16 protein-coding genes are annotated in these 21,499 nt (G+C 62.9%); 3 read left to right on the top strand and 13 right to left on the bottom strand.

The window, feature by feature from the left end:
* Positions 1–79 precede the first annotated feature (79 nt).
* Positions 80–2,740 carry an ABC transporter permease gene (locus tag AC6H4Z_RS00620; RefSeq protein ID WP_497544790.1) on the top strand — a complete coding sequence of 887 codons (2,661 nt, stop codon included), beginning with the start codon at positions 80–82 and terminating at the stop codon, positions 2,738–2,740.
* 63 nt (positions 2,741–2,803) lie between these two features.
* Positions 2,804–4,231: a peptidase dimerization domain-containing protein gene (locus AC6H4Z_RS00615; protein WP_497544789.1), complete on the top strand. Its 1,428-nt coding sequence runs from the start codon at positions 2,804–2,806 to the stop codon at positions 4,229–4,231.
* An 86-nt stretch (positions 4,232–4,317) separates the two neighbouring features.
* Here the strand turns inward: AC6H4Z_RS00615 and AC6H4Z_RS00610 are convergent, their stop codons facing one another.
* The 6 genes from AC6H4Z_RS00610 to AC6H4Z_RS00585 form a co-directional block, all read right to left on the bottom strand.
* Complete coding sequence (locus AC6H4Z_RS00610) at positions 4,318–5,664, bottom strand: flotillin family protein (RefSeq protein ID WP_497544788.1); 1,347 nt, start codon at positions 5,662–5,664, stop codon at positions 4,318–4,320.
* Between the two features lie 32 nt (positions 5,665–5,696).
* Positions 5,697–6,314 carry a hypothetical protein gene (locus AC6H4Z_RS00605; RefSeq protein WP_497544787.1) on the bottom strand — a complete coding sequence of 206 codons (618 nt, stop codon included), beginning with the start codon at positions 6,312–6,314 and terminating at the stop codon, positions 5,697–5,699.
* 47 nt (positions 6,315–6,361) lie between these two features.
* Positions 6,362–7,633, bottom strand: a complete 1,272-nt coding sequence (locus AC6H4Z_RS00600) for a nucleoside permease (protein ID WP_497544786.1) — start codon at positions 7,631–7,633, stop codon at positions 6,362–6,364.
* The gene (locus AC6H4Z_RS00595; protein ID WP_497544785.1) at positions 7,630–8,343 is read right to left on the bottom strand and encodes a 3-keto-disaccharide hydrolase; all 714 of its coding nucleotides are present in this window, start codon (positions 8,341–8,343) and stop codon (positions 7,630–7,632) included. The genes AC6H4Z_RS00600 and AC6H4Z_RS00595 overlap by 4 nt, the downstream gene beginning before the upstream one ends.
* Complete coding sequence (locus tag AC6H4Z_RS00590; RefSeq protein WP_497544784.1) at positions 8,331–9,911, bottom strand: Gfo/Idh/MocA family protein; 1,581 nt, start codon at positions 9,909–9,911, stop codon at positions 8,331–8,333. Before AC6H4Z_RS00590 ends, AC6H4Z_RS00595 begins: the two co-directional genes overlap by 13 nt.
* A 145-nt stretch (positions 9,912–10,056) precedes the next feature.
* Positions 10,057–10,311 (bottom strand): hypothetical protein, encoded by a 255-nt coding sequence (locus AC6H4Z_RS00585; protein WP_497544783.1) that lies wholly within the window; start codon positions 10,309–10,311, stop codon positions 10,057–10,059.
* A gap of 109 nt (positions 10,312–10,420) precedes the next feature.
* On the opposite strand from AC6H4Z_RS00585, the gene AC6H4Z_RS00580 reads away from it, so the two are divergent.
* On the top strand, positions 10,421–13,702 hold the full coding sequence (locus tag AC6H4Z_RS00580; RefSeq protein WP_497544782.1) for a WD40/YVTN/BNR-like repeat-containing protein: 3,282 nt from the start codon (positions 10,421–10,423) through the stop codon (positions 13,700–13,702).
* 52 nt (positions 13,703–13,754) lie between these two features.
* Here AC6H4Z_RS00580 and AC6H4Z_RS00575 read toward each other — a convergent pair whose 3' ends face one another.
* From AC6H4Z_RS00575 to AC6H4Z_RS00545, 7 genes are all read right to left on the bottom strand, one after another.
* Positions 13,755–14,174 (bottom strand): hypothetical protein, encoded by a 420-nt coding sequence (locus tag AC6H4Z_RS00575; protein WP_497544781.1) that lies wholly within the window; start codon positions 14,172–14,174, stop codon positions 13,755–13,757.
* A gap of 2 nt (positions 14,175–14,176) precedes the next feature.
* Complete coding sequence (locus AC6H4Z_RS00570) at positions 14,177–14,860, bottom strand: response regulator (protein ID WP_497544780.1); 684 nt, start codon at positions 14,858–14,860, stop codon at positions 14,177–14,179.
* Positions 14,857–15,933, bottom strand: a complete 1,077-nt coding sequence (locus tag AC6H4Z_RS00565) for a sensor histidine kinase (RefSeq protein ID WP_497544779.1) — start codon at positions 15,931–15,933, stop codon at positions 14,857–14,859. The genes AC6H4Z_RS00570 and AC6H4Z_RS00565 overlap by 4 nt, the downstream gene beginning before the upstream one ends.
* Positions 15,930–16,535, bottom strand: a complete 606-nt coding sequence (locus AC6H4Z_RS00560; RefSeq protein ID WP_497544778.1) for a carbonic anhydrase — start codon at positions 16,533–16,535, stop codon at positions 15,930–15,932. The genes AC6H4Z_RS00565 and AC6H4Z_RS00560 overlap by 4 nt, the downstream gene beginning before the upstream one ends.
* Positions 16,536–16,583: 48 nt before the next feature.
* A complete protein-coding gene (locus tag AC6H4Z_RS00555) occupies positions 16,584–18,002 on the bottom strand; it encodes a SulP family inorganic anion transporter (RefSeq protein WP_497544777.1) in 1,419 nt (472 codons plus the stop codon).
* Between the two features lie 115 nt (positions 18,003–18,117).
* Entirely contained in the window at positions 18,118–19,332 is a 1,215-nt protein-coding gene (locus AC6H4Z_RS00550) for a GHMP family kinase ATP-binding protein (protein ID WP_497544776.1), read from the bottom strand.
* On the bottom strand, positions 19,329–21,473 hold the full coding sequence (locus AC6H4Z_RS00545; RefSeq protein WP_497544775.1) for an FUSC family protein: 2,145 nt from the start codon (positions 21,471–21,473) through the stop codon (positions 19,329–19,331). Before AC6H4Z_RS00545 ends, AC6H4Z_RS00550 begins: the two co-directional genes overlap by 4 nt.
* Between the last annotated feature and the right edge of the window lie 26 nt (positions 21,474–21,499).

Genomic DNA, 21,499 nt, shown 5'->3' with positions numbered 1-21,499 from the left:
TATGAAGAGCCAACCCTCTGCTCATATCGAGTGTCTATACGGGTAGTCGGCACCTCGCCTCTACCCGGATCGCTCTCCCATGTCGCTCGCGTCCCGCCTCACCGCCTTCGCGCGGAATCTGTTCGGTCGTCCTCGCCTCGATCGTGAGCTCGATCGTGAGCTGAGCGGGTACGTCGAACTCCTTGCGGCCGAGAAGGAGCGCACGGGAATGACGCGCGCAAACGCCGAGCGAGCGGCGCGCATCGAAATCGGTGGCGTGTCCCAGGTGAGCGAACAGGTTCGCGACGTGCGGACCGGCGCAACGCTCGACGTGTTGCTTCGCGACTGTCGGTACGCGCTACGCAGCCTCCGAAAGTCGCCGAGTTTCACCTTCGCGGCTGTGCTCGCACTCGCGTTGGGAATAGGTGCGAACACCGCGATCCTGAGCGTGGTGAACGCCGTGCTGCTTCGTCCTCTGCCGTACGCCAACGCCGACCGACTCGCTGTCATTCTCCACGACAATCACAATCCAGTCGCGCCGGCGAACTTTCTCGACTGGGGCCGCCAGACTCGGAGCTTTGCGGACATGGCAGCCGCAGAGTACTGGACGCCGAATCTCAACAGCGGCGGCGATCCCGAACATCTCTTCGCACTTCACGTCACGCCAGGAATGTTCGAGCTGCTCGGCGTTCCGACCTTTCTCGGTCGCGCGTTCAGCCGATCCGAGGGCGCCGAAGGCAACGATCGTGTAGTGGTGATTGGATACGGACTGTGGCAGCGCCGCTTCGCCGGTGATCGGAACATCGTTGGTCGCAGCATCACACTCGATGGCGATCCGTACACGGTAATCGGCGTGATGCCGCAGACATTTCGCTTCGCACCATTCTGGGCGACCCGCGCCGAACTTTGGGCGCCACTCACGTTCGGCGCTCGCGCCAGCGCGCGCGGCGGCAACAGCCTGCGTGTGTTTGCTCGCCTGCGGCCGGGCGTCACGTTCGCGCAAGCGCGGGCGGATCTCACGACGGTTGCGGCGCGCCTCGAGCGTGAAAATCCCGGCACGAATCGAGTCGTCACTATTCAGCCGCTCAAGGACAAGGTCGTTGGCGACATTCAGACACCGTTGCTCGTCCTGCTCGTCGCTGTGATGTTCGTGCTGCTGATCGCGTGTGCGAACGTCGCGCACATGCTGCTCGCTCGCGCATCTGCTCGGCAGAAGGAGCTCGCCGTACGCGCCGCGCTTGGCGCAACTCGCGCGCGCCTGATCACACAGCTCTTTGTCGAGAGTTCATTGCTCGCGCTTGGCGGAGCGGCCGTCGGTATGCTCATCGCGCGGCTCGGTATATCGGCGCTCGTGAGTGCAGACCCGGCAATCATCCCACACGTCTCGTCCGTGACGATCGACGGTCGCGTGCTGCTCATGACGCTTGCGATCACGGCGCTCACAGCGATCGTGTTCGGACTTCTCCCCGCCTTGCGCGCGGCACGCGTCGATCTCAGCGGCACGTTCCGCGACGGCGACCGTGCATCAACGGAAGGACACGCACGCAGCCGCTTGCGAAGCACGCTGGTAGCATCCGAGTTCTCGCTGGCGCTCATGCTGCTCGTTGGCGCTGGGCTGATGATTCGCAGCGTGATCGCATTGCGGCGTGTCGATCCGGGGTTCGATCCGCGCAACGTCGTCACGCTCAGCATTTCCACATCTGGTACGAAAGAAGGCGATCCCAATGTGCGTGCAAGCTTCTACGCCGAGGCGTTGGCTCGTGTGCGAGCGATTCCTGGCGTCGCGTCGGCCAGCTTCGTGAATCATCTCCCGATCACTGGAGATCAATGGGGCTACGGCTTTCGCATCGAAGGGCGTCCGAAGCCGGCGCGCGGTGATTCGCCGAACACGACGTATCGCGTTGTATTTCCTGGATACTTCCAGACGATGGGAATTCCAATGCTTCGCGGCCGAGATGTCGCGCAGAGCGATCGTGTTGGCGCGCAAGATGTCGTCGTGATCAATGAATTCATGGCGAAGAAGTACTGGCCCGGCGAGGATCCGATTGGCAAACGCATTGCGTTCTCGGATTCATCATGGGTCACGATCGTCGGCGTGGCGAAGAACCTCGTTCGCGGGGAATGGGCAGGGCCAGCGGAAGAGGAAGTGTTCGTTCCGTTCCTTCAGGAGCACAGCTACCTGACGAGCACGTCGACGCATTTGGCCGACCTCACTCTCGTGGCGCGCGCATCGTGCGCGGGTCGCTCCGAATGCGACGCGACCGTGATCGCCGCGCCGATCGTCAACCTGCTGCGGTCGATGGACGGCAGCATGCCCATCTCACAGGTACGAACGATGACGGGCATCGTCGAGCAAGCGACGTCAGAGTCGCGCTTCTATCTGTTGTTGCTCGTTGCATTTGCCGTCGTGGCCTTGGCGCTTGCAGCCGTGGGCATCTATGGCGTGATGAGCTACTCGGTCTCGCGGCGCACGCACGAAATCGGAATCCGCATCGCCCTCGGCGCGGAACCAGGCGCCGTCCGCCGACTGGTTGTCGGCCAGGGAATGTGGCTCGCGGCAACTGGAGCCAGCGTCGGTCTCGTGGGTGCGCTGCTGCTGACGCGACTGATGGGTCGCCTGTTGTACGGCGTCGCGCCATCGGATCCGATCACCTTCGTGGGCGTCACGCTCGTGCTCTGCGCGGTGGCCTTCGTCGCCAGCTATCTGCCGGCGCGCCGCGCTACGCGCATCGATCCGCTCACCGCGCTGCGATCCAACTGACCGGCGTATCTGGCGACATGCAGCGCTGGTGTGGATTATTGACCATCCACACCAAACGTCATCATGCGCGCTCTTTGCATTCTTCCGCTCGTCGTGCCATTCGTGCTCGCGGCCCAGGAAACGCCGACTGAACGTGAATCGGCGCGTGACGTCGTCCGCCGACTCGATTCACTCCAAAAGTCGCTCGACCTTCCGGCGCTCGTTGCCAAGCTCACTGCTCCGAATGCGGCGCGCGATCAGGTGGCGGCGCGCGCCAAGGAGCTGATGGACACCGAGCTCCTCGCGATTGGCGACGACATCACCAAGCATCCAGAGATTGGTTTCGAAGAGAAGCGATCAGTGCAGCTTCTCGTCGAGTACCTCAAGAAACACGACTTCACCGTGCAAATGGGGACGCCCGGTCTGTCGACCGCGTTCGTCGCTCGATATACAAAGAGCAGCGGTGCGCCCAATCTGGGCATCATCGTGGAATACGATGCGTTGCGTGGGACCAAGGGCGCGTTCCACGGCGACCAGCATAGCACGCAGGGACCGATCGGAATCGCCGCAGCGGTTGCAATAGCCGAGTATCTCGCGAAGACGAAGACGCCGGGGACCGTCACGGTGTTTGGCGCGCCGGGCGAGGAGATGATGCCGCCGAATGCCAAGACCGTGATGCACGAGTCGAAAGTGTTCGACGGAATGGATGTTCTCGTGCGCAGTCATTCGTCGAGCGCAACGACGCGCCCAGCAGCCGGGTTCGGCACGTGCTGTATGAACATCGACGGCGTGAAGTACACGTTCACGGGCGCGCCCGCGCATCAGCTCACGGCGTGGAACGGGCGCAACGCGCTCACCGCGGTGATCCATCTCTTCAACAACGTGGACGCGATGCGCAGCAACATCCGCCCCGAGGCGCGCATTCAGGGCGTGATCACCGAAGGCGGGGCCGCGCCGAACGTCGTGCCCGATCGCACGCAGGCCGACTTTTACATCCGCTATCCTGACGAAGTGTATCTGAAGCAGGTGTCGCAGATGGTCGATGACGCAGCCCGCGCAGCGGCACTCGCGACGGGCACCAAGGTGAAGATCGATCACTACGGCGCCGACCGCGATGGCATCGGCGTGGGATCGCTGAATGAAGTGGCCTTTGCCTACATGAAGAAGTTCGGCGGCGTTGGTGCGGTTGCTGAACCTGGCAAGCCGCAGGGATACGAGGAGACGGGCAGCGTCTCGAGTGCAATTCCAGGAATCGGCTTCAGCGCAAAGACGTCGAACTCACCGAATCACACCTACGAGATGGAGCAGGACGCGCTCACGGCTGTCGGCCACTCTGGTTTCCTCGTCGACGCACAGGCGATGTCTGCGCTGCTTTTCGATTTCGCGACTCGCCCCGAATATCGCGCGGTGGTGAAACGCGAGTTCGAGACGATCCGCGGATTGCATGGCGAGTACGTCGAGGCGCTCAAGAAGACGTACGTGCTGCCGAAGGTGGGCGACCCGACACCCTAGGAGGTCACAGGTCCTTAGGAGGTCACAGGTCTCTGGTCCAAGGTCTCTGGGTTAAACCCCGAGACCTGAGACCAGAGACCTGTGACCTATTTCTTCGGCGCCGCCGGCGTCAGCGTGGACGGCAGCTCGGCGCGCGCACCTGAGACGGCGGGCGCGTTGCCGTCGAGCAAGCCCTTCGACACGAGCTGCGCCGCGAGGACGGTCTGAATGACGCTCGTGATGTTGTTCGTCGTCGTCTCAGGCGCACCTGTTTCGCCATTCGAGATCGTGACGAGCTTCGACTGCGCGAGTGCTTCGGCAATCGCCGGCGCGATCTGCGGCAGCATTTCGATCTGGCGGTAGCGGAAGTACGACTCGCCACCGGCCTGGATCGCCTGATTCACCTTCTGGATGCTCTCGGCGGTCGCATCGGCGATTCTGCGAATGCGAATCGCTTCGGCGTCGGCAGACGCTTCGGCTTCGAGACGGACGCGCGCGGCGTCGGCTTTCGCCTGCGCAATCTGCGTCGCATCGAGTTCCGCGATGCGCATGAGACCCGTGGCTTCCTGACGCTTCGCCTCGGCCTGCGCGACGAGCGCGGCGTTCGACGCGCGAGTCTGTTCGAGCTCTCGCTGCTTGTCTGAAATAGCGCGTTCAGCTTCGAGCTGCGCTTCCTTGGCGCGACGCGACTGATTCGCCGATACGATGTCGGCGTTCGCCTGCGCTTCTGCGGCAGACTGACGACGACGGGCTTCGGCGACTTCCGACTGCACGACCTTGATGTTGAGCGAATTGAAGATCAATCCGAGGTCCGTCAGCTCACGTGAGCAAGCTTTGCGGATGATCACTGCGAGCGGATCGTCTTCATCTTCGAGGGCGGTTGCTTCAGCGGGCGTGAGCGCGACCGGCGCCGCGCCAACTCGGACCGGAAGGTTCGCGGCCGATGCGCCGGCGGCGAGCAAACGTGCACTCGGCGTGGCCTTGGCGGAGAACAGCTGATCGTGCGTGAGCAAGTTCATCGCGCGACGACCGGAGCTCGAGAGCAGATCGGTCAACGTGCTCAATTGATCGGCGTCGCTCTTCGAGAAGAACCGGTTCGCCGCCGTCTTGATCAACGCATCGGAATCACCAACCGATACGATGGCGCTGGCGAGCACGCGCACCTTGATCGGGCGTGGCGTGCCGCTGTCGTCGATGTCGGCCGTTTGATCGGTGATGTCGAGGTCGATGTTGATGACTTTGCTCGAGATCGTCGTGCCCGTCGTGAGCAACGGGATCTCCTTCGACTTGCCCGGACCGCGATAGATCACGGTGCCGCCGGCGAGCCAGCTCACGAGCCGAATCGTGCCTGCTTCGACGTTTCGCAACAGGCTTGCGACGATCATTGGAACAACGACGAGAACAAAGCCAACGACGAGGGCAATCAAAACGCCACCCGAAAACATGCCGGACATACCAACGCTCCTGAAGGGAGGGAGTGTTCGAATCAGATGAGAGAAACTGTACAACTGTTCTTTGCGACGTTCACATCTTCAATACGAACGCGCTGACCGACGCGCACGCGCGTGGGGAGCACGCGATCGTCCGGTCGCAGCGTGGCGAGAATCTGGACGATCTGTCCGTCGACCTCGAGCGAGACGATGCCCTGTCCGTTCTGGTCGAACGACGTCACCGCCGTCGCCTCGTCGGTCACCGAACTCTCGAGCGTGGTTGCCGGTTCCGATGCAAAGCGCATCGCGAGATTCCAAAGCGGAGAGACAATGGCCCGCTCGAACACGATCGCGCCGGCAACCGCGGCGGCGATCAGTAGCGGTCCGCCGCCTAGCACCGGACGTAGTAGTTCCCCCGCCGTGCCGAAGCCGAGCGCGAGACTGAACAGATACCGTGGTGACGTGATCGTCCAGAACGAACGGCTCGCGATGTTGTGCGAGTGACCGCTGTGCGAGTGTCCGTGCGTTTGCCCGTGCCCGTGCGAATGGCCGTGGCCACCATGACCGTGGCCATGCGAGCTACCGGCGTGATGGCCACTACCGTCGAGGCCCATTAGCGCCATCGCGCCAAGACCAACGGCGCCGAGCAACAGACTCCAGACGTAGAGATTCATAATGAGAATGTACTGGCATCCGTTACGATGCCAGCAGGCGCCAAGATTCAAGCCATTGCTGCGGCGCCTGTCGTTGCTGTCGCGTCACTGGCGGTGCGGCCAGGACGGAAAGCGAGTGCAAAGAGGATGAACACCACCGCGGCACCCGCGGCCGGGACCATCCAAATCTGCCGCCAGTCGTGAGTTACCTGCAAACACTCACGAGCAGCCGCGGCCGCATTGGTGCATGCTGAATTCGGTGTCGCGTACCGATTGACGACTGCGCCGGACACAAAGGCGCCCACGAAGTAGCCAAGGCCGTTGGTGACGAAGTTGATGAATCCTTGTGCGGCAGCGCGAACCTTCAAGCCGGCGCGCTGGTCGGTGTAGATCTGGCCACCCACAAAGAAGAAGTCGTAGCATACGCCGTGAAGCAGAATGCCGGTGTAGATCAGCCACATGCCGCTACCAGCGTTCCCGTTGGCAAACGCGAGATATCGCAGCGACCACGCAAGCATGCCGCCGAGCATGATGATCTTGATGCCAAAGCGGCGCAGCACGAACGGCAACAACAGCATGAAGCCGACCTCGGACATCTGTCCGAAGGTCTGGATGAACGCTGGCTCTGGAACCTTGATCTCGTTCAGGAAGGGATTGGCGAACGAGTAGTAGAACTGCAGCGGAATGCAGAGGAGAAACGATCCGACGACGAAGATCAGGAAGTCGGAGCTCTTCAAGAGTTGAAGCGCATCGAGGCCAAGTGCGTCGCGCACACTGAACGCGGCGCCAGCGGCGCGCGGCGGTGTGTGGGGTAGTGTCAACGAATACACTGCCATCACGATCGACGCGCCTGCGGCAATCTGCATCGGCAACACGAGCGCGTCGGCATGGAGAACCTTACCAACGATGACACCCGCCACGATCCAGCCGATCGTTCCGAGCACACGAATGACCGGGAAGTCGCGCGCCGAATCACTCACGTGCGTGAACGACACCGAGTTCGTGAGCGACAACGTCGGCATGTAGCACAGCGCGTACAGAATCAGCAGCGGGTAGAACGTCGCGAATGTCGTCTGCATCGACACTGCCCACATCAACACGCCGCCGACGAGATGCAGCACCGCAAGCAATTTTTCGCTCGCGAAGAATCGATCGGCGACGATGCCGATGAAGAACGGCGACACGAGCGCAGCGATTGCCGTCGCCCCGTACGCCGCTCCGATTTGCGTATCGGTGAAGTGCAGCGTTTGACCGAGATACGTACCCATCGTCACGAACCAGACGCCCCAGATGAAGTACTGGAGGAACATCATGGTCGACAGCTTGGCGCGAGCGTTCATGGCAGCTCCCGAATACGGATGTTGCGGAACGCGAGGGCGCCGTTGTGGTCACCCTGCAACGCGATGTGCCCCTTCTTCGCGAGACCATAATTCGGCCACTTCCCGAACTTGCTGGCCGCAACCTTCGTTTTCCAATCAGCGCTTTGGAGATCGTACTCAACGAGCTTGAAGCCGTTCAGCCAATGCTCGACGTGATTGCCGTTCACGATGATGCGCGTCTGGTTCCACTCGCCAATCGGCTTCACGTGGCCGTCCGGCGCCGGATAGAGACCGTACGCTGCACCAGCACGCGTGAGCGGCGTCTTGTTGTCGTCCGCTTTGATGTTGTCGAGCAGCTGGTACTCTGGACCACTCCAATAGATGTGGTCGTACTCCTCCGTACCGCGATAGAAGATTCCGCTGTTGCCGGCGTCGCCGATTTTCCACTCGAGCTCGAGCTCGAAGTTGGCATACTCGTTCTTCGATACGATGTCGGCGACCGGACGCGTCTTGCTCAACACGCCGTCGGTGAACGTCCACGCCGCCGGAATCGTCTCGGTCTTGTAGCCGCGCCATGCGCTTGCATCAGACAGCGAGCGCCAGGCCTGTTGGCCATTCGCCGCACCGGCGACTGATCCTGATTGCATGACGACCGCGTTTCGGTGACACGCGCTCGCAGCCATAAGTACAGCCGCGAGCGACGCCGTGATCTTCATCGTCAAATCGCCCATCCTGCGCGATACTCGCGCGTGAGATATTGGTTCGCGTCCGGCGCGTTGCTGAACTCCATCTTCTGCGCGTCGTAGACGAGCTTCTTGCCCTGGCCGGCGCGCAGCGCTGCGACGCCGAGCAACATCGTCTCGGTCAGCTGCGCCGAGTATTCGAACGGCGAGCTCGCCTTGGCTTCTCCGCGAATCGACTTCGCGAAATTCAGCTCGTGGCTCCACGTGATACGCGGCATCGACTTTGGCACACGCGCCGCATCTTCCATGAGACCCTGTGGATAGCAGCGCGGCTTCGCACCATACGTGTCGTTGATGAGAATTCCCTTCTCGCCCACGAAGATCACGCCGCCTTCTGCTTCGAGCACGACGTCGTCGGGCAACACGTCAGGACGCGGCGGATACAGACCGCCGTCGGTCCACGACAGCTTCACCGGCGGCATCGAGCCGCGCGCGCCGAACTCGTAATGCACGGTCGTCGCCATCGGGAAGGACACCGGCTTGCTGCGATTGCGCGACGCCGGCGATCCTGCGGGCGCATTCGGATCGGCAGGAATCGGCGTGCTGCCCCACGGCGTAGACGTCGCTTCGATGCTTGTGGGATGCGTGAGTCCCAACGCCCAGAACGGATGGTCGATCAGGTGCGCGCCCATGTCGCCTAGTGCGCCGGCGCCAAATTCGATCCAACCGCGCCAGTTGAACGGGTGATAGATCGGGTGATAAACGATGTCTTCGGAGACCGGTCCGAGATACATGTCCCATCGCAAACCCGCCGGGAGCGGCACTGAACCCATTCCCTCCGCGAGCGTACGATTGACGCGACCCTGATTCCACGACGTGCCGAACGACGTCGCTCCCTGCTGCTGCGCAGCGCCCGGCAGCGGACGCGGAATGCCTTGCGGCCAGTATCCCAGCGGGCGGTTGGTCCACACGTGCACCTGACGCACCGGTCCAATCACGCCGGCCTGAATCCACTCATTGATCTGTCGCGCGCCTTCGCTCGAGTGACCCTGATTGCCCATCTGCGTGATGAGCTTGGGGTTCTTCATCGCGGTCTCGCGAAGGATCCGCGCCTCGTGCACTGACCACGTCAGCGGCTTTTGCACGTAGACGTGCTTGCCGAGGTCCATCGCGGCTTTGGCTACGACAGCGTGGTTGTGATCGGGCGTCGCAACGATGACTGCGTCGATGTCCTTCTGCTTGGACAGCATTTCGCGGAAGTCGGTGAACTTCGGCGCGCGGTCGAACTGCTCTTTGAGCTTGATCGCCGCGGGATTCACCACACCGTCGCGGTTTGGACGCAGCTTGCCGTCGACGTTGCTCTGTGCAAATGGCTGGTCGACGTCGCACACGGCGACGAGCTGTTCGGTCTTCGACAGTTCCTGCGCGTTGCCGGAACCCATGCCGCCAAACCCGACGACCGCGAAGTTCACGACGTCGCTCGGCGCGCGATATCCTGGCCCACCAAGCACGTGACGCGGAACGATCGTCGGAAAGCCCGGCGCGACCGCAGCGCCAAGGGCAAGTTTGCCGGCGTCAGCGACAAAATCGCGTCGGGAAAGGTCCTTGCGAGCCATGACGTTGCTCCGTTGGTGGGCCGTTTTGCCGCGTAGGTAGGAAGGGCACCGCGAGGGGGACGAAGCCTGCTCGTCTGGCCCCCTCGGATAGAATACCCCTCACGCAGGCCGGGTCAACCGGAGTCGCAAGGCTGATTGGAGTCTGTTACGGCTCGCCGGGCTTCTTCCCCGTATCGGGTAGCTTGTCGAACAGCTCAGGCGGCAACTGATTCACGACGGCCGTGCCGATCGTGTGGCCAAGCGATGCCAGGCTCAGCACTGGAATGGCCGCGACGCAGGCGATGGCCGGTCCCCAACCGTTCTGGGTTGGGTAGAGCGCCGTGCCCCACGCGCGCGTGTACAGGTCATTGATCGTGTTGCCAGCCCGTTCGAGGCTCTCGACGGCATCTTCTTTCTTCATACGCTCCCCCCTGGATGCGGATGTTCGCACCGAATGCCGCGTCGCGGAAGGCGGGCGCCTCGCCCCGCTGAGCGGTAAGTTCTCGCTGTTACCCGTCCAAGGAGCAGCCGTGTTTCGCCCAGTTTCTCGCCGCGTTCAATCGTTCACGCTGGCGCTTGCCGTCCTTTCCCCATCATACGTTGCCGCACAGTCGCCGGTGTCATTTGTCAAATGGCGATCGATCGGCCCGGTAAACACCAGCGGCCGTGTCGACGATATCGCCGTGGCACGAGTCCGAGGCGAGGCTGACGCTCTTTACGTCGCGGCCGCGAGCGGCGGACTCTGGAAGAGCGCGAACAATGGCGTGTCGTGGTCGCCTGTATTCGATGGCGTCGACGCGATGATGTCGATCGGGGCCGTGGCTGTGGCACCGTCGGCCCCACTCACCGTGTGGGTCGGGACGGGCGAGGCAAATACGCGCCAAAGCTCGAGTTGGGGAGACGGCGTCTATAAGTCAACGGATGGCGGAAAGACGTGGGCGAATATGGGACTCAAGGAGACGCGGTCCGTTGGACGCGTCGTCATCGACCCGATCGACGCGAACGTGGTCTACGTCGCCGCCGGTGGTCACCTCTGGGGGCCGAACCCCGAGCGTGGCGTGTTCAAGACGACGGACGGCGGACGGACGTGGAAGAAGGTGCTATTCGTCGACGATAACACCGGCGCGACAGACCTCGTCATCGATCCGGCAAACCCGCTCGTGCTCTACGCGGCGACCTATCAGCGACAGCGCACCGGTTGGGGCTTCAACGGCGGCGGGCCGGGCTCGGGCATCTACAAGACGTCCGACGGCGGCGCGACGTGGACAAAGCTCAGCGCAGGATTGCCGGCGGGCGACAAGGGACGCATCGCGCTCGCGCTGTCGGCAAGCGATCCGAAAGTGGTCTACGCGACGATCGAAGCGCGCGCACCGAATGCTGGGATCTATCGCACGCTCGACGGCGGCACGACGTGGACAAAGACGTCGTCGCTCAACACACGGCCCAACTACTTCTCGCAGATCCGCATCGACCCGCGCGACGTGAGCCACATCTACACACTCGGCTCGAATCGTGGTTTCTATATCTCTAACGACAGCGGCAAGACGTTCATCGAGCTGTTCAGCAACGTCCATGGCGAGGATCACGCGCTCTGGCTCGATCCGGACAACGGCAATCATCTGGTGATCGGTGGCGACGGCGGAGTGTCGATCTCGTGGGATCGCGGTAAAACCTGGGACTTCCGACGGAACATGCCGCTTGGCCAGTTCTACGAGGTGGACGTCGACAACAGCGTGCCATTCCGCATCTGCGGTGGGCTTCAGGACAACGGTGTGTGGTGCGTGCCGAGCGCGGTACGAAATCGGAATGGCATCGCCGATCGTGATGGGTGGAACATCGGCGGCGGCGATGGTTTCCACGCCGTTTTCGATCCCGCGAATCCGTCGATGGTTCTGCAATCGTCGCAGAACGGCAACGCCGCGTGGGTGAACATCGAGACGTTGGAGCGACAGGGCGTTCGACCAGGAACGGGCGATCGTCCGGCTCCGGCCGCGGCAGGTGGACGCGGAGGGCGTGGCGGCAACGTCGTTCTGGCTGGGGGCGAGGGTGGCGAAGCGGCTCCAGCGGGCGGTGGTCGCGCCGGCGCTTACCGCTGGAATTGGAATACGCCGTTCATTGTCTCACACCACGACGCAAAGACGTGGTACATGGGCGCGCAGTTTCTCTTCAAGAGCACCGATCGCGGATCGAGCTGGCAGAAAATCAGCGGCGATCTCTCGCTCGATATCGATCGCGACACGTTGAAGATGATGGGCAGCGTCGTCGGACCCGATGCGCTGTCGCGCCACGACGGACAATCGAACTACGGCGCGCTCACGTCGATCGGCGAATCGGCGGTGAACGCGATGGTCATCTATACGGGAACCGACGACGGCCAGGTACAACTCACCAAGGACGGCGGAAAGAGCTGGACCAACATCACGAGCAAGATTCCCGGTGTGCCATCGCAGACGTACGTCAGCACCGTTTTGCCATCGAAGTACAAAGCGGGTCGTGTGTACGTGACGTTCGACGGACACTACTCTGATGACTACAAGCCCTACGTCTTCGTGAGCGAAGACTTCGGCGCAACCTGGCGCTCAATTGCATCAGGACTGCCCGAAACGTCGATCAACAGAATTCGCGAACACCCAACGAACCCGCACCTTCTTGTTTTGGCTCACGAACGCGGCGTGCACTACTCGAATGACGGCGGCGCCACGTGGACATCGCTCGCCACGAACATGCCGACCACGCCCGTCGACGATGCCGTGTTTCAGGAGCGTGACAACGCTCTCGTTGTCGGCACGCATGGGCGCGGCATCTGGGTATTGGATGACGTCGGCCCGCTCGAGGCGCTGACGCCCGCGTCGCTGGCCACCGACGCCGTGCTCCTTCCGATCGGGCGTGCGCGATTGATGAGCACCTTCACGCCGCAGGCCTGGTACGGGCATGGCGAGTTTTTCGCGCCGAATCCCGATTGGAACGCTGCGATCACGTACAACCTTCGCGACGTAACAGCCGGACAAACGACGATCAGCATCGCGGACCAATCTGGCAAGGTTATCAGAACACTCAAGGGCCCTGGAGCAAAGGGAGTGAATCGCGTGGTTTGGGATCTTCGCTACGCGCCACCGGTTGATTCGGCGAGCTTGCCATCGGCCGGTGGACGCGGCGGCGGCGGACGCGGTGGTCCGCCCGCCGCGACGCCTGTTGGATTCCCGGCAGGTGGCGAAGGCGGCGGCCGTGGAGGCGCACCACTCGGTCCTCTGGTACTTCCGGGAACGTACTCGGTCCGCGTGACTGTCCCGGGCATAACAAAGCCACTCACCGGCACCGTGGTGATCGACGGCGACCCACTGCCGAAGTTCAGCCCCGCCGATCGTGCAGCGCGTCAGGCCGTACTGATGAGAATTTATGAATGGACCAGAGCGCTCGGCGAGGCACGTGTCTCGGCTCGCACTCTGATCGCTCAACATGACTCCATCGTTGCCGACCTCATTGCGGGCGGCGCGAGCGACGCACGTGCCCAAGCGGATTCGCTCAACGCGCGGATCGCACGCCTATCGGCCGATGTCGATCGTGCATTCACCGCCGTGAATGCACAGCGAGCGCCGATCGAAGCCTGGAGCGGACTGCCAACGGCGGACCAGCGCAGAGCACTTGGCTACGGAATCGAGGACGGTCAGAAAGCGATCGTGGAGCTCAACTACCTGGTGAACGCAGGTATTCCAGGCGCCTATCAGCGGGTCGCGAAGAAGCCCTGGTCGCGACAGGTGAAGGCTGCGGTTGCACCGCCAACGCTCGCCGGAAAGCAGCCAGTCAGACCTTAGCGCGAAGAACCGCGAGGTTGAGCTACGCTTTCGCCAACCTCGCGGCCTGTGTTCAAAAGCGCTCGACGGCGGAGACTGCCGCAGTGGCGAAATCGGTGCGGTCGACGACGACTGTCGCTGCCGCCGATGCGTCGCCGGCGGCAGATAGCGTCAGGCGCCATCCCGGAATGAGAAAGTCCGGATCGCCCATGGCCGCTCGGTGTGAGAGCAGGTTGAAGTCGAACACTACGGCGTGCGCATTCTGATTCGAGACCCGCGCGAAGACATATCGTCCCGCACGCCCCTCTTCGTCGACGGACCGACGGACTTCTACGGTTACTCCTGCTTTGACGCAGCTCGCGCAAGCGATCGGCGCCCACGCTCGCGGATCGGGCGCGGATTCGACCGCTGGCCTAGCGCACGCCAACAGGGCGTGCGAACCTCCGGCGAGCATCACCGCGGCAGCCGCGGTGAGACGACGTATACGAAACATTGTCATTCCGGGTTTGAATTGTTGACCAGCAGTCCGAGGTCGAGCGCAAGCCGGATGTAGTCCGACCGCGCCGCGAATCCCATCTTCTCGTTGATCCGCCGGCGGTATGTATCGACGGTCTTTGCACTGATGAAGAGACGCTCTCCGATCTCGGTGCTCGTGAAGCCCTGCGCCATCAGCCGAAACACTTCGCGCTCCCGATCGCTGAGCGTCGCATACGCCGCACGCGCCGGATCCTGCGCCGCTCGGCGCGTCCATCCCGCAGCGAGCACCTCCGCCGCAGCCGCGCGCACAAACACACGTCCTGACGCCGCGGCGCGAATCGCCTCGATGAGCTCCGAGCTCGCCGAGTCTTTCACCATGTAGCCGGCGGCGCCGGCCTCGAGTAACGGAATTAGATAATCCTCTTCGTCGTGCATCGTCAGCACGAGCACGCGAATCGATGGATGGCGACGCGCGATCTCCTTCGTTGCCGTGAGCCCATCCATGCCGGTCATTGAGAGATCGAGCACCACGACATCCGGTTCATCCTTCGCGCAGAAATCGAGCGCTTCCTGACCGTCGCTTGCCTCACCAACGACCTGCATATCGGCATGCGACGTGAGTAGCGTTCGCAAGCCAAGGCGCACCACAGCGTGGTCGTCGACAAGCAACACTCGAATCGGGGTTGCGACTGCCACGGTCATTCCGATGCTCCATCCTGAGGGGTAAGGCGCGCGCGCAGCGGCACGACCGCGTGCACAGTCGTACCAATGCCGATCGAGCTCGTGATCGACAGGCTTCCGTCCACGAGGCCGAGTCGTTCCCGCATCGAGAAGAGTCCCAGTCCGCGAATCGACGACTCGGCAGCCGCAACATCGAAGCCCGAGCCATTGTCGCGAACATGCAACGTGACTTCGTTCTCGTTGGCGTCGAGCGCGACATGCAGATCTGACGATCGCGCGTGACGTACGGCGTTGCCGATTGCCTCCTGCGCGACGCGATACAACACGCTCGCCGCGGCGCGCGGGACCGGTGTCTTCTCGGTCGACGTCACCCAGACGCGCACCCCCGCCTGCTCGCGCGTGCGCCGAGCGAGGTGCTCGATCGCCGCGACGAGTCCGAGATCTTCGAGCACACGCGGATGCATGGTGTGCGACAGCGTGCGCACTTCGGCCAACGCCTGTTTGGTGATGTCGTGCATCGTGTGCAGTCTCGACCGCGAAGCACCGGCCGGCTCGTTGAGCGCTGCGGTGAGCATCATTTCCAACGCGCTCAACGACTGCGCAGTGGAGTCATGCAGCTCACGCGCAATTCGCGCTCGCTCGGCGTCACCGGCGTTGATCACCTGTGCCGCGAGCTGTCGAGCGTGCGCGCGATCGGCAGTGAGATGGTCCAGCAACTCGTTCAAAGTGAGGCCGATGCGTGCAATGTTGCGGTCGGCGAGCGTGGGCGCCGTGAAGCGCGCCCCGAGATCACCGCGCGACACACGTATCGTGGTCGCCTCGAGCGCGCGCAGCGGCAGCAGCGCCCAGTAGACGAGCCCCGCGTTGAGGGCGAGCGTAACGAGCAGCGACGTGAAGATGATCTCGACGTTCGCATCCGGCGGCGAACGGCCCACGACCCACAACGCCGCGATATTGATCGTCACATCGGCGATCACGAGCTTGGCGAGGAGCGGCGTGGATGCGAGCTGTCGCATCCACGCCGGTCGTGTCCACGCTTTCGCGCGATTCACGCCTCGCGTCAGTTCGGGAACGGGAACAGCGACCGACGTCACGCGCTCTTCCGCAAACGCTCGCTGACTTCCAGATCCCGCAGCAGTCCGTCGTGCAGTCCGTACACCCATCCGTATAACTCCAGCGGCCGTCCCGCGTCGCGCGCTGACTGCACGACCGGGACACGGCTCAAGTTGTAGACCTGCTCAGCAACGTTCAGCTCGACCAACCTTCGACAGCGTGAATGCAAATCGTCGAACGTTCTCAATTCGTCGGCGTGCAAGCGTGCGACGTTGCGCACGTGCGCAATCCAGTGGTCTACGTGCGTCGGCGCCTGCGGCCCCAGCGCTGCCTTCACGCCGCCACAGTCATCGTGTCCGCACACCACGATGCTCGCAACACCCAATACTTCCACGGCGTACTGCAACACCGCTTGCAAGTTGTTGTCTGTTGCCACCACCTGGTTCGCGATGTTGCGGTGGACGAAGATCTCGCCGACGTCTGGCTGTGTGATCAGATCGACCGGAACGCGTGCGTCCGAGCAACCGATGAACAGACAACTCGGCGCGTGTCGTTCGGCGCGCCGGCGAAAGTATTCCGGGTCACGCTGTAGTCGTTCGCGCGCCCAAGCGCGATTCCCGTCGAGCAGTCGTTGAATGTTCATGTCGCTTCTGTCCCCCCGTTTCGTCGTTGATGGTTCACGATCGGAAGGCTAGGACTCGGCTCTCGACGTGTCTGTCGGAGCCGGGCGCGACGTGTGTACGATATTGGCGTACAGCGCTGTCGTGCCACGGTTCCACAGTCGGGAGCCAATCGCCCAGAGCAGGAGGGCGGTCAGCACGCCCGTCAGGAAGTCGGTGAGCACGACCATGACGGCCGTATAAGCCATGAGCACGATCTGCAACTTGTTCTGGGCCAGCACTTCGCGTACTTCGGCCGGCTTCACCATGACGGTGGCCACGTAGAGCAGAATACCGCCAATGCAGGCCATGGGTACGAGCTCGAGATACTTCGCGAGATACAAAGCGAGCGCGAGCTTGAGCACGCACTTGAAGATCCCTGCGAGCGGCGAGAGTGCCCCGACCTTGATGTTGGTCGCCGTTCGTGCCAGCGCTCCCGTGTGCGGAAAGCCATTGAGCAGCGGCACGATGATCTGCACCAGCCCCTGACCCCACAGCTCTTTGTTCGGGTTGTACGGCGTTCCCTTGTTCTCGGCCAAACGATCGGCCATGCGCGAACAGAGCAGACTCTCGACCGCGCTCACGAACACGATCGCAGCTACGAAGTAGCCGAGGTCGAAGAGCATCGTCGGAGTGAGCGGAACGGACGCTGGAGTGGTGAACACCCAGAAGTCCGTCGGGATCTTTCCGAACTTATCGACCACGCGTGACAAGCCTTTGTCCGCCCACACGGTCGCGGCAATGACGGACGTTGTACCGAGCGCGATCAACGGCGCGGGAATGAACACCGACACCCGGAGTAGAACTTTCGTCAGCGCGAACGTACCGAGTCCGAGCGCGATCGCGTAGCCGTTGATGTGCGACAGATTGGCGGCGATCGTCTTCGCCTTATCGATGAACGCGTAGCCCATCGCCGCCTTGATGCCGAGGACTTCACCGATCTGTGATAGGGCGATCGTTATGGCGATACCAATCGTGAATCCGACGATGATCGAGTGTGGCACCTTTGCTACGACGCGTCCGAGTCGTGAGATGCCGAGCACCATCAGCACGACGCCGGCGAGAATACTCGCGAGCACCAGAATGCGATGGTCGTTGTATTTGGCCATCAGCGCGCCAATTACGGGGATGAACGCGGCCGTCGGTCCGTACACCTGATACTTCGATCCGCCGAATAGCGCGCCGACGAGGCCCGCCACTGCGCCGCCCACGATTCCCTGTTCGGGGCGAAGGCCTGACGCCATCGCGAAACCCATCGCCAACGGAATCGCTACGGCGGCCACAATGAGACCGGCAGCAAAGTCGCGCATCACGTTCAGGCGCCAATTGCCGCGCTTCAAGTCTTCGTAACGCGCGTCGAACGGACTTAGGAAGTAGCGGAGTCGTGCGCCGAGTGGCGCATCGTCTGGCGCGCGCGGCTCTCTGGCGGCCGCCGCGGTTGCTTCGGTCATGCTCGTTCCTCCTCGCGAAATCGGTCTAGGAGGCGAGCAGATTACGGCGCGCTACGGGTGATGTCTGTCGGAGGCCGGCGCGACGCGTGTACGAATTAAACGTACACGGGTTCGCTCAGCCAACGCGTCTCGCTGGCGTCCCAGCGCGCGTGACAAGGAATTGTGCCGACGACGCGTGGTTTGGAAAGCGACTCAGATAGTTTGCGCGCCAGTGTTCAGTGAACGGCTCGGTCGCTGACTCGTGAACTAGCGCCCAGACGCTTCCGCCGAAGCCGGCGCCAAACGCGGACGCTGCTACTGCACCGAGCGCGCGCGCCGAGCGCGCCAGCTCGATCATCTCTGGAATCTGATTCCCGAGCAATCGCTCCGCTGCGTCCTGCGATCGATCGACGAGCGCACCGACCTCGGACATGTCGTTGCCAATCAGCGCCGCGGCGACCCCAGGAATCAGCACGTTGCTTTCCAGGTGAAAGTGATCGAAGCGATCGAGCATCTCTCGTGTCGTGAATTCTCCGGCCTTCGATCGCGCGATGGCGGCTCGGGCTGAATCGGCGCCTGCAGCTGCGATAGCGTCGGCGAGTGTGCGCGCGGATCCACCAGTCACCTCGCGCCACGCATTGAGTGTAGCCCGCGCGCGGCGCGACACAGCATTGTATTTCTCTAACGCGCTGCCTGTCTTGTCGGCCACCACGCCGCTGGCCGCAACAACAAGGCGATGATTGGTCGGCAGTGCGCAGGATCCTTCAAAGCGCACAGGGCAGAACGCGTACTGAACGAGTTGGCCCACGCGACCGCAAATCATCGCGGTCTGATCCTCGCAGCCGTTCAGCGTGCCCACACCTTCGTCGCCCGAAAACGATTTGAACGTCGCGCCATTCTCGATGCAGCCGACATACTCGGCCAGATCTTCAACAGATTGGATGCTCGCACGATACGACGCGCGCTCCTCGAGCGTGTTCACCGCGGCGATTGCCATGTACACCGCGACGACCAGAGCGCTCGAGCTGCTCATGCCAGCTGCGACAGGAAGATCGGACTCGAAGACGAGGTCGGCGCCGATTCGCGCATCCGGAAAGTCGCGGGCGAGACGGCGAACCACGGTGAACGGATAGTTCGCCCAATGCCCGCGAGGGCGAGCGAGGTTGGGATCGAACGTGCACTCGACCGTCTCGTTCAGTCGCGCGTCACGAATGCGAACGACGCTGTCGTTGCGAGCCGAGGCGGCGATGCGAACGCCGCGGTCGATCGGACAGAGAAGACTTCGACCGCCCGCGTAGTCGGTGTGCTTGCCGAGGAATTCGATTCGCCCGGGAACGAAGAACTCCGTCATTGCTTTGTCGCCGACTCGACGTGCGGCGTTTCGCCAGGCACCATCCATCGCGCAACGGCGTCATGCAGCAGCTTGAGTTGACGCGCGAGCCGAGTGAGGCGTTGTCGAACCACCGGGCCTGATGCTGCGTCGGGAAGCGGAACGGTACCGATCGCTGGCGCCGGTGCCGGCGGTCGACCGTGTAGCACGGCGTCGGCGAGGTCGACCAACATCGCGTGTGCGGCTTCCGCGAATGGTCGGAGTTCGTCGGCCGTCGGCCGCGTCGGCGAATTGGCCGCGACCGCGAGTGCCGTCGTCGAGCCCGCGATGCGCCTGGTGTAGACGAGGAATGCCATGATCGGCTCGAGAACCTCTGGCGCACCGCGATGATCGCTCAGGAGCCGCTGAAAGGAATCTTCCGCGCCAAGTGCCGCACTTCCGACGTTGCGCCGCGCGTCGCGCAACGCTCCGACGTCAACTTTCCCCTCTTGTGCCACGAGCCCGATGGCGCGCTGCAGAAAGTCATCGTTGGCGCGAAGCGCTGCGGCCGCTAACTCGGGCAACCGCTCTCGCTCGTCGCCAGGCCATAACAGGCGCGCAGCAATCAAAGCAATCGCGCCACCAACCAACGTGTTGGCGATGCGCAGGCTCGCCAAGTTTGGATCGCGGGATCCAGATTCGGCGAGCAGTACAAACGCGGGCGTGCCGAACACTGCGTACGCGCCGTAGTTGAGCGGCAGAAGTGCGACGCACAGCGCCGTGAATGCGCCGATTAGCAACAGCGTCGTGACGGGATGCGCGAGCTGTGCACTCAACCCAGCCGCGACGATTCCGCCGACGATCGTCCCAAAGATTCTCTGCAGCGCCTTCTGGCGCGTCGTGGCGCTGAACGGTTGGAGAATCACGATCACCGTGAGAATGACCCACGACGAATGCTTGAGGTGCAACGCTGCCGAGATCAATACGGCTGCCGTGGCCGCAAACGCGACGCGTAGGGCGTGGTGCACGATTGCGCGCGGCGGATGAAGCACCGCGTCGAGCGAGAACAGCACCGGCTCCGGCGGTGGCTCAGCGACATCGATGTTGTCGCCAGCGCCCTCGACTGCGTCGCCGCTATTCAGCGATGCAGCGAGCGCCGCTGCCGACGTCAGATAGTCGGCGATGCGATCGAGCACCTCGGCGAGTGCTGCACCGTGAGTAACGAGGGTAGCGCCGCTCACGACGATCGCTGGACGTGGTGCATCGATTTCCGATTGTACGGCGACGGCAATCGCGCGCGACGTCCGCGCGATGTCAGTCAGCACTTGATCGACAGCGCGCTTTGTGGCGTCCGACGGCGACGGACCACGAAGCACCGAGTCGGCTTCATCGAGCAGTGCGTTCACGTGTGCGAACAGCTGATCGGCGACTTCGTGTAGCACGAGCAGACGCTCGCCGCGAGCGGTTTCTCCCGAGCGGGGCCGACGGGTGATCGCCAGCGACGTTCGTGCCGCATCGATGGCCGCACGGACCGCAACAATGTGCGACTTGAGCTTCCAGGTGTCGATTGAGCCATCGCGCTCGAGAAGCTCGATGGCCGCTTCGAGATAGCGCGCAATGGCCCGATAGCACTCCGCCACGTGGAGTCGGAGCGGCCGATATGGTCGGATGGGCCAGAGCAGAATCGCGAGGAGCATCGCCCACAATCCGCCCGCGACTACGTACGCCGATCGAAGCAGCGCTGCTTCCACACTCGTCACGGGGACGGCGATGGCGACCGCGAACGTCACGAGAATCGTCACGCCAAAGCCGGGTCCAACATCCGTCCACGCCCGGGCCAGACCGCACAGCATCGCGATGATGAACGTGGCGATCACGCTGAGTACGATGTGCCCCGACACGAGTGACCCGACCCCTGCGGCGATCGCGCCGGAGAATGCAAGCGCGACCATCATCCGCGTGCGCGTTCGATACGGGCCAACGCGATCGAGCAACGCGCCATTGAAACCGGCGAGACTCACCCACGACGCGCCGCCGCCAGGAATCCACGCGGCAAAAATCAACGGCGTGATCGTCGCGATCGCGGCGCGAAAGCCAGCGGCGTATGCGGGACGAACGTGTGCCACCGCGGATGCGGCACGCGCGTCATGGGCCCACCGGCGGAAGTATCCGAGGCCGAGCATTGTCTAATTCAGCCTCGCCGGCGGGC

It is taken from the genome of Leucogemmata humicola, from assembly GCF_055379415.1.
Note: the sequence above shows the minus strand (reverse complement) of the source record. Positions and strands in the feature narration are given on the sequence as shown.

What these genes read in the sequence shown, in the direction of transcription:
- AC6H4Z_RS00550 (WP_497544776.1), bottom strand. Translation starts at nt 19,332, where the DNA reads ATGACGGAGTTCTTCGTTCCCGGGCGAATCGAATTCCTCGGCAAGCAC.
- AC6H4Z_RS00615 (WP_497544789.1), top strand. Translation starts at nt 2,804, where the DNA reads ATGCGCGCTCTTTGCATTCTTCCGCTCGTCGTGCCATTCGTGCTCGCG.
- AC6H4Z_RS00590 (WP_497544784.1), bottom strand. Translation starts at nt 9,911, where the DNA reads ATGGCTCGCAAGGACCTTTCCCGACGCGATTTTGTCGCTGACGCCGGC.
- AC6H4Z_RS00605 (WP_497544787.1), bottom strand. Translation starts at nt 6,314, where the DNA reads ATGAATCTCTACGTCTGGAGTCTGTTGCTCGGCGCCGTTGGTCTTGGC.
- AC6H4Z_RS00545 (WP_497544775.1), bottom strand. Translation starts at nt 21,473, where the DNA reads ATGCTCGGCCTCGGATACTTCCGCCGGTGGGCCCATGACGCGCGTGCC.
- AC6H4Z_RS00555 (WP_497544777.1), bottom strand. Translation starts at nt 18,002, where the DNA reads ATGACCGAAGCAACCGCGGCGGCCGCCAGAGAGCCGCGCGCGCCAGAC.
- AC6H4Z_RS00620 (WP_497544790.1), top strand. Translation starts at nt 80, where the DNA reads ATGTCGCTCGCGTCCCGCCTCACCGCCTTCGCGCGGAATCTGTTCGGT.
- AC6H4Z_RS00570 (WP_497544780.1), bottom strand. Translation starts at nt 14,860, where the DNA reads ATGACCGTGGCAGTCGCAACCCCGATTCGAGTGTTGCTTGTCGACGAC.
- AC6H4Z_RS00560 (WP_497544778.1), bottom strand. Translation starts at nt 16,535, where the DNA reads ATGAACATTCAACGACTGCTCGACGGGAATCGCGCTTGGGCGCGCGAA.
- AC6H4Z_RS00595 (WP_497544785.1), bottom strand. Translation starts at nt 8,343, where the DNA reads ATGGGCGATTTGACGATGAAGATCACGGCGTCGCTCGCGGCTGTACTT.
- AC6H4Z_RS00585 (WP_497544783.1), bottom strand. Translation starts at nt 10,311, where the DNA reads ATGAAGAAAGAAGATGCCGTCGAGAGCCTCGAACGGGCTGGCAACACG.
- AC6H4Z_RS00600 (WP_497544786.1), bottom strand. Translation starts at nt 7,633, where the DNA reads ATGAACGCTCGCGCCAAGCTGTCGACCATGATGTTCCTCCAGTACTTC.
- AC6H4Z_RS00575 (WP_497544781.1), bottom strand. Translation starts at nt 14,174, where the DNA reads ATGTTTCGTATACGTCGTCTCACCGCGGCTGCCGCGGTGATGCTCGCC.
- AC6H4Z_RS00610 (WP_497544788.1), bottom strand. Translation starts at nt 5,664, where the DNA reads ATGTCCGGCATGTTTTCGGGTGGCGTTTTGATTGCCCTCGTCGTTGGC.